10 protein-coding genes and 3 pseudogenes are annotated in these 14,844 nt (G+C 37.5%); 9 read left to right on the forward strand and 4 right to left on the reverse strand.

The window, feature by feature from the left end; all coding sequences use genetic code 11:
- Positions 1-72: 72 nt before the first annotated feature.
- Positions 73-843, reverse strand: a complete 771-nt coding sequence (locus ACN6OV_RS04355) for a GIY-YIG nuclease family protein (RefSeq protein ID WP_427949964.1) — start codon at positions 841-843, stop codon at positions 73-75.
- Between the two features lie 30 nt (positions 844-873).
- A pseudogene (locus ACN6OV_RS04360) lies at positions 874-1,176 on the reverse strand (DUF6508 domain-containing protein); the annotation flags it as partial.
- A 507-nt stretch (positions 1,177-1,683) separates the two neighbouring features.
- Here ACN6OV_RS04360 and ACN6OV_RS04365 point away from each other — a divergent pair.
- Together ACN6OV_RS04365 and ACN6OV_RS04370 are read left to right on the forward strand one after the other, a co-directional pair.
- Positions 1,684-2,100 (forward strand): PAS domain-containing protein, encoded by a 417-nt coding sequence (locus tag ACN6OV_RS04365; RefSeq protein ID WP_427949939.1) that lies wholly within the window; start codon positions 1,684-1,686, stop codon positions 2,098-2,100.
- A gap of 248 nt (positions 2,101-2,348) precedes the next feature.
- The gene (locus tag ACN6OV_RS04370) at positions 2,349-3,374 is read left to right on the forward strand and encodes an urea transporter (protein WP_427949942.1); all 1,026 of its coding nucleotides are present in this window, start codon (positions 2,349-2,351) and stop codon (positions 3,372-3,374) included.
- A 144-nt stretch (positions 3,375-3,518) separates the two neighbouring features.
- Here the strand turns inward: ACN6OV_RS04370 and ACN6OV_RS04375 are convergent.
- Positions 3,519-3,717: pseudogene (locus ACN6OV_RS04375) on the reverse strand (ISNCY family transposase); the annotation flags it as partial.
- A gap of 275 nt (positions 3,718-3,992) precedes the next feature.
- Here ACN6OV_RS04375 and ACN6OV_RS04380 point away from each other — a divergent pair.
- From ACN6OV_RS04380 to ACN6OV_RS04405, 6 genes and pseudogenes are all read left to right on the forward strand, one after another.
- Positions 3,993-6,682 (forward strand): annotated as a pseudogene (locus tag ACN6OV_RS04380) (M66 family metalloprotease).
- Positions 6,683-7,114: 432 nt separating this feature from the next.
- Positions 7,115-7,597 (forward strand): VOC family protein, encoded by a 483-nt coding sequence (locus ACN6OV_RS04385; RefSeq protein WP_427949945.1) that lies wholly within the window; start codon positions 7,115-7,117, stop codon positions 7,595-7,597.
- 721 nt (positions 7,598-8,318) lie between these two features.
- Positions 8,319-9,317, forward strand: a complete 999-nt coding sequence (locus tag ACN6OV_RS04390) for a putative oxygenase MesX (RefSeq protein ID WP_427949946.1) — start codon at positions 8,319-8,321, stop codon at positions 9,315-9,317.
- Between the two features lie 42 nt (positions 9,318-9,359).
- On the forward strand, positions 9,360-10,403 hold the full coding sequence (locus ACN6OV_RS04395) for a methionine synthase (protein ID WP_427949949.1): 1,044 nt from the start codon (positions 9,360-9,362) through the stop codon (positions 10,401-10,403).
- Between the two features lie 185 nt (positions 10,404-10,588).
- Positions 10,589-11,080 carry a flavin reductase gene (locus ACN6OV_RS04400; RefSeq protein WP_427949952.1) on the forward strand — a complete coding sequence of 164 codons (492 nt, stop codon included), beginning with the start codon at positions 10,589-10,591 and terminating at the stop codon, positions 11,078-11,080.
- A gap of 52 nt (positions 11,081-11,132) precedes the next feature.
- Positions 11,133-11,933, forward strand: a complete 801-nt coding sequence (locus ACN6OV_RS04405; protein WP_427949955.1) for a sulfite exporter TauE/SafE family protein — start codon at positions 11,133-11,135, stop codon at positions 11,931-11,933.
- Positions 11,934-12,169: 236 nt separating this feature from the next.
- Here ACN6OV_RS04405 and ACN6OV_RS04410 read toward each other — a convergent pair whose 3' ends face one another.
- Positions 12,170-12,865: a DUF1826 domain-containing protein gene (locus tag ACN6OV_RS04410; RefSeq protein WP_427949958.1), complete on the reverse strand. Its 696-nt coding sequence runs from the start codon at positions 12,863-12,865 to the stop codon at positions 12,170-12,172.
- A gap of 233 nt (positions 12,866-13,098) precedes the next feature.
- Between ACN6OV_RS04410 and cfa the strand changes: the two genes are divergently transcribed.
- Positions 13,099-14,238, forward strand: a complete 1,140-nt coding sequence (gene cfa, locus ACN6OV_RS04415) for a cyclopropane fatty acyl phospholipid synthase (protein ID WP_427949961.1) — start codon at positions 13,099-13,101, stop codon at positions 14,236-14,238.
- The last annotated feature ends 606 nt before the right edge of the window (positions 14,239-14,844 follow it).

A 14,844-nucleotide genomic window follows, 5' to 3' on the forward strand; every position in this document is an offset into this window, starting at 1 on the left:
ATCAAATGTAGTTGCCATAATGCATCATTCCTGTTTTTAACAGTTTAAGGAAATGACACAGTTTTTTGAACACTACCTATCTTTCCACCAACTTTCTCTACCTAATATAACTTTATCATCTGTTGTTGATTTAAATATATCCAATATCGAATATCTAAAGTTACTTTCAATGTGTTCCTTTGATAGTAACTTTAATTGAACATTTCCACCATGCCTGCTTTTCACATAACTTTGCCATCTGTTGAGCAACATATTTTCAGCATATGCAGAACCAACGTACTTTTTCCCATTTGAAATATCAGTGATTAAATACACTGCTTTTTGATTTTGTAGTGCAGTCTTCCACGACTCTTTATCAATTACTCGTGTTAATTCTTGCCATGAAATATTCACACTTTCATATCCTGGGAAAAGATCATTATCAAATACATCAGGCAATATTTGATGAATCTCACAATCATTAATGATCGTTAGAGCATTCCGTATGAGTGTCTGAGATGAATTTTTATACTTAACAATAATTCGTCCAAAATACTTACGATATTTTTCTAAAACTTCAAACTCATAACCAACATCATTGAATTTATTCAAATCCTTTGTAATTTTTCCAACATGAATCAATAACCATAAATCTTCATTTGGTTTTATTCGGATTAACCCCACAGTTGTTTGACCGTCTTTATATGATTTTTTAGAACTATAGTTCCAATAGTGTCCTTTCAGAATCTCATCCATATTTCCATCTTTAAATATTTCAATTGGATTCCAATTTCCGCCAAACATAACATTCAGTCTAATTTTTAAATTATCTAAGTTTTTGATTTGTAAAATATCATTCAGCATGACTTTATGCTCTGCATTTACTAAGATAGCCAATCTTTCTAATGCGACTAAAACTAATCCTGAACGTAGATTATGAGGGAGAGTTCCTTCTAAAAAACGTTCCCTACGAATAACTGAAGTTAAAAAAGCTAGAATCGTATTTTGGTCAAAATTAGCTATTACATCTTCATTTATCTCACTGAATTTAGATAGAGCTTCTTGGTAATTAAAAATCATCTTATCTTTCATTGAATCGACAAAACGTTGTTCAATTACATCTATTGGAAGGGTTTGATCTTTCTTTAACCGTTCTAAATCCAGTCTTAGCTGTAATAAATCTTCATATATATTCATCGTTAGTTTCTAAAGTTACTATATTTGTAAGCAATTTATAATAAAAACAAAAACTTATCTATTCATAAAACAATTAACATCTTTCCGGACATCATATTGTGTCGTTATAAACGATTAAATTTCGTTATTCTTGTTTTCTACCATAAAATGATATAAGTCTAATATGCTATTAGACTTATAAGAACCTATATTATTCATTTTGAAACCAATATCTTTACTGAACAAATTAAAGGCTTTGTAACTGATAAAGAATATTATCAAACTCTCGCATAAGAGATTTATATTCAATGAGATTTGTAGACTTAAGCTTACACATTCCACATATAGCTAAATTCTAAAAATATCAACACGTAAAAATAGCTGTAAAATTCGATTCTTTAAGGTCTTTGGTGTGCTGAAGAGTTAAGTAATCAGCTATATTATTTATATAAAATAAGCAACACGGCATCTTATGTTACTCATTATCCCTAAAAGGTATGAGTAACATTTTTATAAAAAAGGAGTTAGATGATGAGTAAGAATGAACTTGCTGAGTGGATTATAGAACAAACCAGTGATGCAGTAATTTATGCAGATCATCATGGCAATGTTCAACGTTGGAATGATGCTGCGAGTCGATTATTTGGATTTTCAAAGGCTGAAATGCTGGGACAAAGCCTTGACGCAATCATTCCTGAACGTGCACGCAAAGCACATTGGCATGGCTTTAATATGGCTATCCAAAGTGGAAATCTTCGATTATCAGGTCAACCCACTTTAACGCGAGTCGTTCATAAAGATGCAGAGAAAAAGCTCTATGTAGAAATGAGTTTTTCCTTAATTAAAGATAATGATGGCAATGTATTAGGAAGTGTTGCTATGGCTCGTGATGCGACGGATTCTGTTACGCAAAAAAAGCAAAGCAACCTGAATTCAATGAAATAAGTCTAATTTGTAAGCATATTTTTGAAAGTGGGCTGATTGGAGTTTAAACAATTTGGAGTTTAAACAATAAGCGCCCACTACAAAGAAACTATTTTTAATATCTGACAAATATGTGAGGACTCGGTCCTTCAATCAAGCATTGCTGATGGAGCTGGATAGAGGTTTAGAGTATCTTTTCCTCATTATTCGACTTACTTAACGATTAACTCAAAATTAAGCATTTGATTTGTAATCATGAGAAATATGAAATGACCCATCCATACTTCAGTAATACTATTAAAAACCTATCGCGTACAGGGCTGATTATTCAAAATCAATCACAGAAACCGTCCTCACTATTGATTTTTATTGATTCCGTATTACGCGGGATCGGGCAAGTCATGCTACAAAATAATAGCTATACAGGCTTAGTTTTTTTAATAGGAATTTTTTACAACTCCATATTATTAGGATGTGCTGCTTTATTGGGTGCAATCATCAGTACATTCAGTGCAAGCTTATTGGGTGTGAATGCTGCCAGTATCCGAGAGGGACTCTTTGGTTTCAATGGTGCCTTAGTTGCAATTGCTCTGTTATATTTTCTTGAGCCAACATGGATTACTTGGGGCTATGTTATTTTAGCCACCGCCAGCAGTACGATTATTATGGCAGCCACATTCACGCTAACCAAAGTCTGGAAGCTTCCTACGCTTACTGCACCATTTGTAGTGACAACATTGTTGTTTATCTTGGCTTGTGCTCGTTTTGGTCAGTTGGAGTCAACAGGAATGTTGCCAACAGCGAACTTACCCTCAACAGCGATAAGTATTGAAGGGATCGTAACGACTTCTACGGTGATTGAAGGTGTTTTTACTGGAATTTCACAAGTATTTTTTCAGGGCAATAGCGTGACAGGTGTAATCTTTCTTATTGGTTTATTCATTAATTCACGTATCGCTTGCATGGCTGCATTCTTTGGCTCATTACTTGGCGTATTCATTGCTTGGGGGATGGGCGCGGCGGAGCCAGCGATTCGTGCAGGTGTATTTGGGTTTAATAATGTATTAACAGCCATCACATTTGCTGGAGGGATTTTTCTGATCAATAAATCCACCGCTCTTTATGGCCTATTGGCAGTCATTGTGACCTCTTTTGTGTTCGCAGCACTTTCTGCTACCTTAGAGCCGATAGGCATGCCTGCATTAACGTCAGCATTTATTCTTGTGGTCTGGTTATTTATTTTGGCTGCACCACTTTTTTCAAATATCACACTGATATCATCTTCAGACCAATAATCAGGGACTTTTGATACTTCACCAAAGTCGTTAAATGTATATTTCGCTAGTAATAGATAAAGAGCAATGACGTTCGTTTTTTGCTCTCACTCTTTGTGTTGTTGTTATTAACAAGAATACAATTTAAACGCACATTCTAAAAAATTTTCGTCGGCCTAACTGACTTAATTTATCGAAAATACGGTTATTGATTTTTCGATCCTAAATAGGCAATTGCAACCATACCATCCGGATATTGCAGAAATCTAAAATACTTGCAAATTCGCCTCTAATTTGCTGCTGTATTTTCAAAAAAATATATACATTTGTCATAAGCAATCGCTAGACAGTTGCCGAGTCTGCGAGTTCACATCAGAAAAATATCATCTAATTTCTCCAAACTATTCGATAAAGCTAAGCAGTCATGTATGAGCTTCTACAATTGAACAGATAGTTTCTAGCAGCATCTACTTATCCTCAAATTATATACAAATGTCTAAAAATTTAGATTAATTAAAAAGTTAAACACTTTTAAAAATATCAGGTATGATCGGCTTAAATAATTGATATATATGAATTATATTTAATGTTTTTTTTGTTTTAATGATATGTAGTCGTGCATTATTTGGGGGAAATGTGATGCAATCCAAACTTAAGTTTTTAACATTATGTACTTTATCAGCCATGTTCATCGGATGTGGCGGGGGATCAAATTCAGAAGGTAGTGATTCTGCAAATGGTCAAGTTTCAAAATATCCTGAACCTCTAACCGATAGTTTTTCAGCAGATGTGTTGGGTTATTTCGACTTTACTCTTGAAGGGAATAGCAGAACGATCAGAAATGATTTGAATGGTGACTTTAGTGCGATGGTTCAGTTTGCTCAAAGTCACACAATGGATCCTAAAAATAACGAAGCAAACTTGATGCCTCGACTTACCACAGAAAGAGAGGCGCTTTTACTCATTACACCTACTGCGGATATGGGTAAATTAGATGCTTTAAACGCAGAAATTTATCAGGACGGGCGGTTGTTACGAACCATTGCGTTGAATGATCCAGCATCCATTCCAATATCTGACCAAAACAACACCGATGATCGTCCTCGTGTTCAATATTCTAAACGCGCTTGGTCGGCTGTTCTAAAGTGGGATGAGGTACGTTCTGGTTTAAATATTCGAATCGTCGATCCAAAAAGTAAGAAAAGCGGCGCTTTGGCCGCAGCAGATATTGATTTCTCTGTTGCTGGAGAATTATTGGTTCAGAATATCCGTATCGGCATGCTGACGCAGCCCGTTCGATCACCACATCAATATATGCTTGATCATCCTGAACTTGCAGGTTCGGATTATTTCCAAACTATTCCTGCAGCGAAAATGACGGTCAGTCAATATGATGATGTGTTTTTGCCAAAAGTCATGATTGCAAGTGGAAAAATTTATGACTCTGTGAGCGATGGTGATGGTGGAGTACATAGTGGTGACATGCGCGAAAATGTTGGCAAGTCCACCTATAGTGTAGGCATCAACTTAGCCAACTGGGGCGTAACCAGTGCTTCAATGCAAAGCCAGCAACAGCCGCAACTGACGCAAAGTGTGGTTGCTCACCATTCGCGTGGGAAGTATCAAAATGGAGATATCAACCATGGCCTTAGTGGTGGTAATGGCATGCTGACTCTAGATTACTCTTCTGGAAATGAGTTTAGCCATGAAATTGGCCACCATTATGGCTTAGGTCATTATGTCGGCGAAAAAGAGGGCAACTATTTTTGGACAGCACATCATTCAGACAGCGGTTGGGGATATATTGCTTATCGCAATATGATGCGTGGCAATTTAACTTGGACCGAAACACGGGTTCAACCTACCGATGTGCGTAATGGCGAGGCTATTTTTCTAGGAAAATATCGCCATGGTCGTGATGCACAATCTGATGGTTTCCAGACGGGTGCAATTTCTACTTATACCTATTACACAGGCTATATAGTACACAGCTTAAGATCCAACCGCATTTTGAAGGACGTCATGTGTGGAATCCAAGTTCACCGTCTGGTTATAAGAAGTGGAACAAAGATACTCGTCAGATGGAAGTCGCATATCCTACCGTACCGATGTCCGATCAAGTCTGGTACAACAGTCTAGATGGACACTATCTAAAACCAAAACAATTTGGCGTACCGGTTTTTACTATTTTAGGTGGTTATGATCCAACAAATAAGGTGGGTTTATTATATAAAGAGGCGCGTGGAAACTGGGGCAATGTATTTAACTTACCTCAAGCGAGTCAGGCAAATGATGCAGCAAGCTGTTGGCTCAATGTGAAGTTTTCTTCAGGAAAGGCTGATGAAAATATTGCGCTTGCACCGCAGCGTATGCAAGCCAATAGTGTCAATAAACTGCACGTCAACCTTGCTCAAGCAGATCAGCCGAAATCTGTAGATTTATATTGTAAAGATGCAGGACAAGTTGCACAAAAACTGTCTTCTATTGAAATTAGCCCTTATTCAACTGCTTTGCCGGCAGCTGTAGATATTGGTCGAGAGCAGGAATATAAGGCTTTACGCAAAATTGAGCTGCCGCTGCTCGAAACAGAATTAATGAGTCAGGTCGGGCAACCAGTTGTAGCACTTTCGCCTAAAGGGGTTGAGCTTTATCGCTCTTACCAGTCATATGGACACGAACTTTCGCGCCCAGCACAGCAACAAATGCAGCGCTATACACAGCAGCAGACCCAATTGCATCGTCTTAATCGCTGGGTAAATGCTTATGCGAGTGATCTTAAAAATGGCAATCAAGACGCACAAGACGCCTTCAATAATTTTATCAATAAAATTAATTTAACCAATGATGCGCCTTTAACCAACAGTGCTTCACTGGTTTTACCCGATATGAGAGGCAGTTGTTTAAAAGCAGAAAAACTGGATACAGGCAAAATTAATGCGTATATCAGCGGTAAAAATGGCTGTACGGGTGAGGCTGCTGAAAAATGGATTTATGATGCCAGAGGTAAAATCCATAATGAAAAATACATTGACCGTTGCTTATCGAGTTCTATGGAGTTAGTGCCATGTGTAAATAATACGAGCAATCAAGTTTGGACGATGGATGCGGGTAAAAACCAAATTAAACAAGGGAATCAATGCCTTGATTTACATGGTGGACGTGCACCTGATGATAATGGCCGTGGTGTCGCAACACGTTATGGATGTACAGGCGGTTCTAACCAGAAATGGACCACGTTACAAGCCAACAATAGCCTGATTTTAAGTACCGAGTTGAATCAACATCTAGCTTTGATTAGTGAATTAATGTCAAAAGCTAATACTCAATAATGGTTGAATCTAAATGCGATAAAAAACTACCAAATGATCAGTTCACTGAACATTTGGTAGTTTGATAAAGCAAGTTAAGGACTAAATGTGATATTCATAGCATTTAGTCCTTTTTATTTAAGCCTAATTTTTTATCTTTCTTACATCTCAAAGGACTTGGGTTAAAGGTATATTTTTTAGCTTAAATCTGTTGCTCATAATGATGGAGATTTAGCCTTAACACATCGCATATCAAATGCACACGGAGACATTAAAATGCCTACATTATTGCTCTTCATCGAATAAAAAATTGCATTCAGAATAAACATGGACAGAAACGTTTGCTATGAGGTCAAGGATTTAAAAATACTTGCACTTTTTAGTCGAGCGTTTTGATTGAATTAAAAATATGCGCGGTTACACCGATAATATTTTCAATAATGAGGTGAAATAATGGACATTGCAAAGAATACGATATGTATTTGGTACGATAATGATGCAGAAGGCGCTGCACGATTTTACACCGAGACATTTCCAGACTCATCAATTATTGCGCTGAACCATGCACCGAGTGACTATCCATCCGGCAAGGAGGGCGATGTATTAACCGTTCAATTTACCGTTCTAGGCGTTGCATGTTTAGGTCTCAATGGCGGGCCAGCTTTTAAACATTCTGAAGCCTTTTCCTTTCAAATTGCAACTGAAGATCAGGAGGAAACGGATCGTTACTGGAATGCTATTGTCAATCATGGTGGTCAAGAAAGTGAATGCGGCTGGTGCAAAGATAAATGGGGAATTTCTTGGCAAATTACCCCGAGAATTTTAACCGAAGCTTACACAGGCTCTGATCGAGCAGTCGCAAAAAGAGTTTTTGAAGCCATGATGACCATGAAGAAAATTGATATCGCTGTGGTTAAGGCGGCCATTGCAGGTTGAAGTTTTGTGGTTATCGCAGTTTTCCAAAAGGGAATCTCTCGGTTTTTATAATTGATGGGATATTCGCCATAAGGGGAATATCCCAGAACTTTAAGTATTTCTAGCTATTAGAAGAGAATGAAGCTGCGAACTATAGCTGATTACTTAACTCTTCAGTACACCAAAGACCTTAAAGAATGGAATTTTACAGCTATTTTTACGTGCTAATATTTTTAGAATTTAGCTATAGAGTGAATAAATTAAAGATTTGTGCTGATGAGATGAGTTAAATTCATTTGTTATAGTTTTTATCTACTTTCTAAAACAGCTAATGTTCCTATTAAAATAACAAAATAAAAAGTATGATTTAGGAAAATTTTAATTCAAAAAAATGAAATTAGCTCATATACCTAAGAATCAATTTTTCGAAGATTTTTTAAAATCCTCTACCTCAAAAAATCAATATTAAATACTTTAAGTTATTGTTTAAGTTTCTATTAAGTTTAAATCTAAACATTTAATTTTAGCCATTGTGTATTGGTTTAACAAGCTTAAACTTATGAATGAGAGCAGTAAACTCTATGCCTCGAATTCCAATTAAAATGATAAAAAAACATAAAACATGAATTTTACTCACTTTATGGTGAGGTTAAATCATTTTTATTCATCTATTGATTCATGTATAAATTACTCCATACAGAAATTTTGATTTCATTTTTTAGAAATTAGGGCAGTGAATACCATGAGCAATAAATTTGCATGTTCAATTAAAAAAATTCGTTTTGATGAAAACTATCAACCAGCAGATAGTACACGTTTGACCACAAACTTTGCCAATTTAGCGCGTGGTGAACACCGTGAAGAAAATCTGCGCCGTACTTTGGCCATGATCAACAATCGCTTTAATACTTTGGCGCGCTGCGATAATCCCAAAGCTGACCGTTATTCAATTGAAATCGACATTATTTCAGCAGAGCTTGATGTTGAAGGTAACGGTAAAACTTTCCCATTCATTGAAATGTTGAAAAGCACCATTACAGACCATCACACCAATGAACGTATTGAAGGCATGATTGGTAACAGTTTTTCTTCTTATGTACGCGATTATGACTTTAGTGTGGTATTACCGACATTAGGCTGTAAAACCAATGAAAAGCCTGAGAGTTTTGGTGACTTACACGGCAAACTTTATCAACACTTGGTGAATTCAGAAGTATTCAAAGCTGAATTTAAGAAACAACCTGTGATTTGCCTTAGTGTTTCAACCTCTAAAACTTATTTCCGTACGGCCAATGTGCATTCTGTACTCGGTGTGGAATACAAAAATGACGAATATTCACGTACCGATGAATACTTTGCAAAAATGGGCTTAAGCGTTCGTTATTTCAAACCTGAAAATGCTGCTGCACCACTAGCATTTTACTCAGCAGGAAATTTACTGAGTGACTATACAGATTTCGAGTTGATCAGTGCGATTAGCACCATGGAAAGTTTCCAAAAAATTTACCGTCCTGAAATTTATAACACCAATTCTGCTGCAGGTTTAGTCTATCAGCCAAGTTTGAACTATCAGGATTTTTCATTGACTCAAGTGGTCTATGACCGTGTTGAGCGTGGTCAATTGGCGGTAAAACAAGGCAAATGGACTGAAGAAAACTTCATCAAGCCATATAAAGATATTTTGGATGAATGGGCTGCCAATTTTACAGTTGAAAGTGTGAACCAAGAACACGCTGCCTGATTTACACCATAGATTAACGAATATAGAGAAAGAAGATTTAACATGGCACTTGTACAACCAAAATTATTACTCCCAACCTCAACGGCTGGTAGCTTACCAAAACCAACTTGGCTGGCAGAACCTGAAAAGCTTTGGTCACCTTGGAAACTTGAAGGTGAACAATTACTTGAAGCGAAACAAGATGCACTGCGTTTGTCCTTGCAAGAACAAGTACATGCAGGTATTGATATTGTCAGTGATGGCGAGCAAACCCGTCAGCACTTCGTGACCACCTTTATTGAGCATTTGGATGGCGTGGACTTCGAGAAACGTGAAACTGTACGTATCCGTAACCGTTACGATGCGAGTGTTCCGAGTGTAGTGGGTGCAGTCAGCCGTCAAAAACCAGTGTTTGTTGAAGATGCAAAGTTCTTGCGCAGCCAGACCAATCAACCGATTAAATGGGCATTACCGGGTCCAATGACCATGATTGATACGCTATATGATGGCCATTACAAAAGCCGTGAAAAATTGGCCTGGGAATTTGCCAAAATTCTCAACCAAGAAGCACGTGAGTTAGAAGCTGCTGGGGTGGATATTATCCAGTTTGATGAACCTGCATTTAATGTGTTCTTTGACGAAGTGAATGATTGGGGCGTGGCAACTTTAGAACGCGCGCTTGAAGGTCTGAAGTGTGAGACTGCAGTACACATTTGTTACGGCTACGGAATCAAAGCCAATACCGACTGGAAAAAGACCCTAGGTTCTGAATGGCGCCAGTACGAAGAAGCTTTCCCAAAATTGCAGCAGTCTAAAATTGATATCGTGTCTTTAGAGTGTCAAAACTCTCGCGTACCAATGGATTTGATTGAATTGATCCGCGGTAAAAAGGTCATGGTTGGTGCAATTGATGTGGCAACCAACCAGATTGAAACACCGGAAGAAGTCGCGAATACACTGCGTAAAGCCTTGCAATTTGTCGATGCAGATAAACTCTATCCATCAACCAACTGCGGCATGGCACCATTGGCTCGTGAAGTTGCACGCGGCAAGCTGAATGCATTAAGTGTTGGTGCAGAAATTATTCGTAAAGAACTTTCTGCTTAATCTCGACTTTATGTGAAAGCAGGCAACTGAAACGATGATGTGTCCTTAATATAAAGGGGCACATCATCGCATTTCAAAATTTTATCAAAACTCATTGAGATCATTTGCTTAAGCATTGATGTTGCTTAGGTAAAACAACATATAGGAAACATGCAGTTCCAATCTGGTAACTGAGGAATAAAGTGATGATTCAAGCTACAGACTTTAAAAATGCAATGTCATTGTTAACAAGTGCGGTTAATGTAGTTACAACTGCAGGTATGTCTGGCCGTTATGGATTTACTGCATCTGCGGTATGCAGCGTCACTGATACGCCTCCGACTTTATTGGTGTGTATGAACAAATCATCACGTTCACATGAACATTTTATTGAAAATAAAATTTTAACTGTGAATGTTTTGGGTGCAAATCATGAGCTGATTTCCAATGTGTTTGCATCGAAAATGGATGCTGATGAACGCTTTAAGCATGGCTGTTGGACGACGCTAGAAACGGGTGCACCTGTACTTGAGGAAGCCTTGGTAAGTTTTGATTGCGAGATCGATCAAATTCAGGAAGTGGGCACGCATAGCATTTTTATTTGCCGTGTGGCTGCAATACAAAAAAGTGAGCAGGATCAAAGCCTCGTATATTTCAATCGTGCTTATCATCAAGTTGGGCAGGTTGAAGAAGCTTAATCATTTGTTTATTCAAATTTTTATCTAAAATCAAATTTTAAGACAGTATATTGTGGAATTCATTATTTTCTTGGTCATCGGTGCCTTCGCAGGATTTGCCGCTGGGCTGTTTGGCGTGGGCGGTGGAACCATCATCGTCCCATTGTTATATGTGGTCTTTACCCAAATGGGCTACAGTCCTGACGTCATCATGCATTTGGCACTCGGTACTTCATTGGCAACCATTGTCATCACCTCGATCAGCTCAACCATGGCGCACCAGAAAAATGGTGCAATCATGTGGCCCGTATTTAAAAATCTTGCTCCGCCCATGGCGATCGGCTGTTTTGCCGGGGCGAGTATTGCCGGAATTTTATCAGGTACACACTTGCAGTTGATTATTGGCATCTTTTTGCTTTGGGTATCTTACACCATGTTTACGGGCGCGAAAAAAGCTGTAGATGCCAGCAAACCTTTACCTTCGACAAGTAAGCAAATTGGCGCAGGCACGGGGATTGGCATTGCTTCGGCAATTTTTGGTATCGGCGGGGGCAGCCTGACGGTACCTTACTTGAGTCAAAATGGCGTAGTCATGCAAAAAGCAGTAGGCACATCCGCGGCCTGTGGTTTGCCGATTGCCATTGCGGGTGCTTTAGGCTTCATTTTTGTTGGCATGAAAGAGCAGATTGATGTACCGAACACCATGGGTTTTGTGCATGTTTATGCTTTCTTGGGTATTAGTATTATGAGCTTTGTGACTGCAAAATATGGTGCTAAAACAGCACATGCGTTGTCGCCAGCAGTACTTAAAAAATGCTTTGCTGTATTGTTGATTGTGATTGGATGTTTTTTTCTGTTTAAGGGCTTTAATTAAATTATCAGCATTAATTTCAATAAGATTAACCTTCGGTTTGAGTTACTTTTATTTCGGCAAAAGTAACTCAAACCATTGTCCTTCGCAAAAACTCGCAGAATACCAACAACTATAAGAACTTATTGCAAAACATTATCTTAAAATAGCATTATGCTCGAACAATTGCGAAGGACGCTTTCGCGTATCCAATTTATGGAAAAATTTAATTTCGTACTCTGTTTAAATTAATCTAATCATTAGCAAATCAACAGCAATCGTAATTCATTATTTTCTACAGGCGCTCGATGCACACAAGGTAAAACTTGCTGTGCTGGATGATCGACCGCTAAGCGCCAAAGATGACCTACGCCTAAATTCACAGGTTTTGCGTCAGGTTTAGGCTGATAATGCAGATCAAAATAATATTCTTCCAAAAAGCTTTCAAACTCAGCTTCTGGGCCATCATGCAATTCTTTGAGCTTATCTCTAATTTCTGGGATCAAGATCTTTTGTTCAACCTGATCATTCGACAAGATATCGCTTGCAGCACCATAATACGTGCATAAAAAAGTATCCGTTCCGATAGGTGAACGGTCTACATGAAAGGAATAAACATCTGTCGAAATAAAATCCAGTTCATCATCTCGTTCATAGCTTTTCAGTAAGTTCAGAGAGGGCGAAGCACCAAAATCGGCAAGTAATTGTATATCTTCTAAGATTCTTTCTCTGGCCTGACAGCCTTTTTCTGAAAGCTGTAGCGCTAAAAGATCTGCTATCGAAATTTCAGTAATATTTTCTTTTAATTCAATTTTTTCTACAATTTCTTTAAAATCGCCAAGCGAGTTTCTATGCCAGCAAATAGCATTCATATCACCCTGAAAATGCAAATTGATAAGTTCAGAAAAGCTAGAAACAACGCCAATTTGGTTGTTGTCAGAAAAAGCATTGTACATATGAAAATTAAATAAAGCAGAAACCCAGTCGCATCATACACGCAGCTTTAAATAAATACAGGATGAGTAGTACGAACAAAGTGATTTTCTAAATGAAGGATATGTGTATATAAGTTGTAAGGAGAGTATTTTATGATCAGTAATTCAGTTATAAATGAATAGAAAATAAAAATTTGAAGCACGAAACAATAGAAATATATGAATCAATCACTTAATAATGTTTAGGAGTTGATATGAATACTTTTGTTGCTCATCAGGATGATCATTTAAGAGATGTAATTGAGAATTTATTGGATCAGGCAGATATCGTGATTAACGGTAATCGACCGCATGATATTCAAGTTCATAATCCTCAGTTATATAGCAGAATTATACAGGAAGGTTCTCTTGGTTTAGGTGAAAGCTATATGGACGGCTGGTGGGATTGTGAAAGGCTGGATATCTTTTTTTATAAAATTTTACGCGCGCAACTTGATAAAAAAATCCCCAATAATTTAAATAATATTATTCGTATCGCAATTGCAAGATTTCGAAATTTTCAGTCAAAAAAAAGGGCATGGATGGTTGGTGAGGAGCATTATGATTTGGGAAATGATTTATTTTCCTTGATGCTGGATCCTTATATGCAATATTCCTGCGCGTATTGGAAAGATGCGGACAATTTAGAGCAAGCGCAAGAACATAAATTAGATCTGATTTGCCGTAAATTAGATTTAAAGCCGGGCATGAAAGTGCTAGATATTGGCTGCGGTTGGGGTGGACTGGCTGAATACGTAGCCAAAAATTATCAAGTATCCGTCACAGGCATTACCATTTCTAAAGAACAGCAGAAGTTAGCGCAGGAACGTTGTAAATCATTAGACGTCAATATTTTACTGACAGATTACCGTGATATTTATGATCAATTTGATCGTGTTGTATCGATTGGGATGTTTGAACATGTGGGGCCAAAAAACTACGATACATATTTTAAGGTTGTCCAAAGAAACCTAAAACCGAATGGACTATTTGTACTACATACCATTGGTTCTAACTCAACCATGTTGAATGGAGATGCTTGGACCAGTAAATATATTTTCCCTAATGGCTGTTTACCCTCAATAGAAAATATTGCGCATCATAGTAGTGGAAAATTTATCATGGAAGATTGGCATAACTTTGGTGCCGACTATGACTTAACATTATCTGCTTGGCATGCCCGTTTTCTTAAAATTTGGCCACAAATAGAATCAAATTACAGTCCTCGATTTAAACGAATGTTCACTTATTATTTAAATGCATGCGCAGGCGCTTTTCGTTCAAGAAACTTACAACTATGGCAAATTGTATTGAGCCCAGAAGGTAGAGATGGCGGGATACGGGTAGCAAGGTAATTAAAATAAAAATATTGTTCGCAGGCCTAAATGTGTAATTTTTTTACGCAAACTTTACGCATTTAGACCAAGTTAAAATAGAGAATTTACGCTCTCATTTTTCATACTAGAGCTGATTAATTAACTATTTAGTACACCAAAGACCTTAAAGAATGGAATTTTACAGGTATTTTTACGTGCTGATATTTTTAGAATTTAGCTATAGAGCATAGGGTATCCTAGTATGTAGGATGAAAAAGATGATTATGAGTACATTCGCGATCTACTGGAGACAGTGCTAGAGCAGCTGCAAAACTCAGAATTAGATCATGATGAAGAAATTACAAAGTTAAAATTATTGTTCGTCAGATTGGATCATCATATAGCGCGTCGGATTTCGGCATAACGTATATTATGTTCATTAGGATACTCGGCATCGTGAATGATAATTTTGCATATTCACGATGTCGAGCTGTGGCAACAGATGGTTTGTGTAGGCCACAGTCTTGGATATGCTATTTAACATAATATACATTATACGAACAAAAGGTGTTAGAACCCATTTAAAGTGTCTATATTCTCACCAATAAAAATGTCTAGTTTATGATGGTTTTTATCACCATGGAC

The organism is Acinetobacter sp. (genome assembly GCF_050285345.1).
In the GTDB taxonomy this organism is placed as follows: Bacteria; Pseudomonadota; Gammaproteobacteria; order Pseudomonadales; family Moraxellaceae; genus Acinetobacter.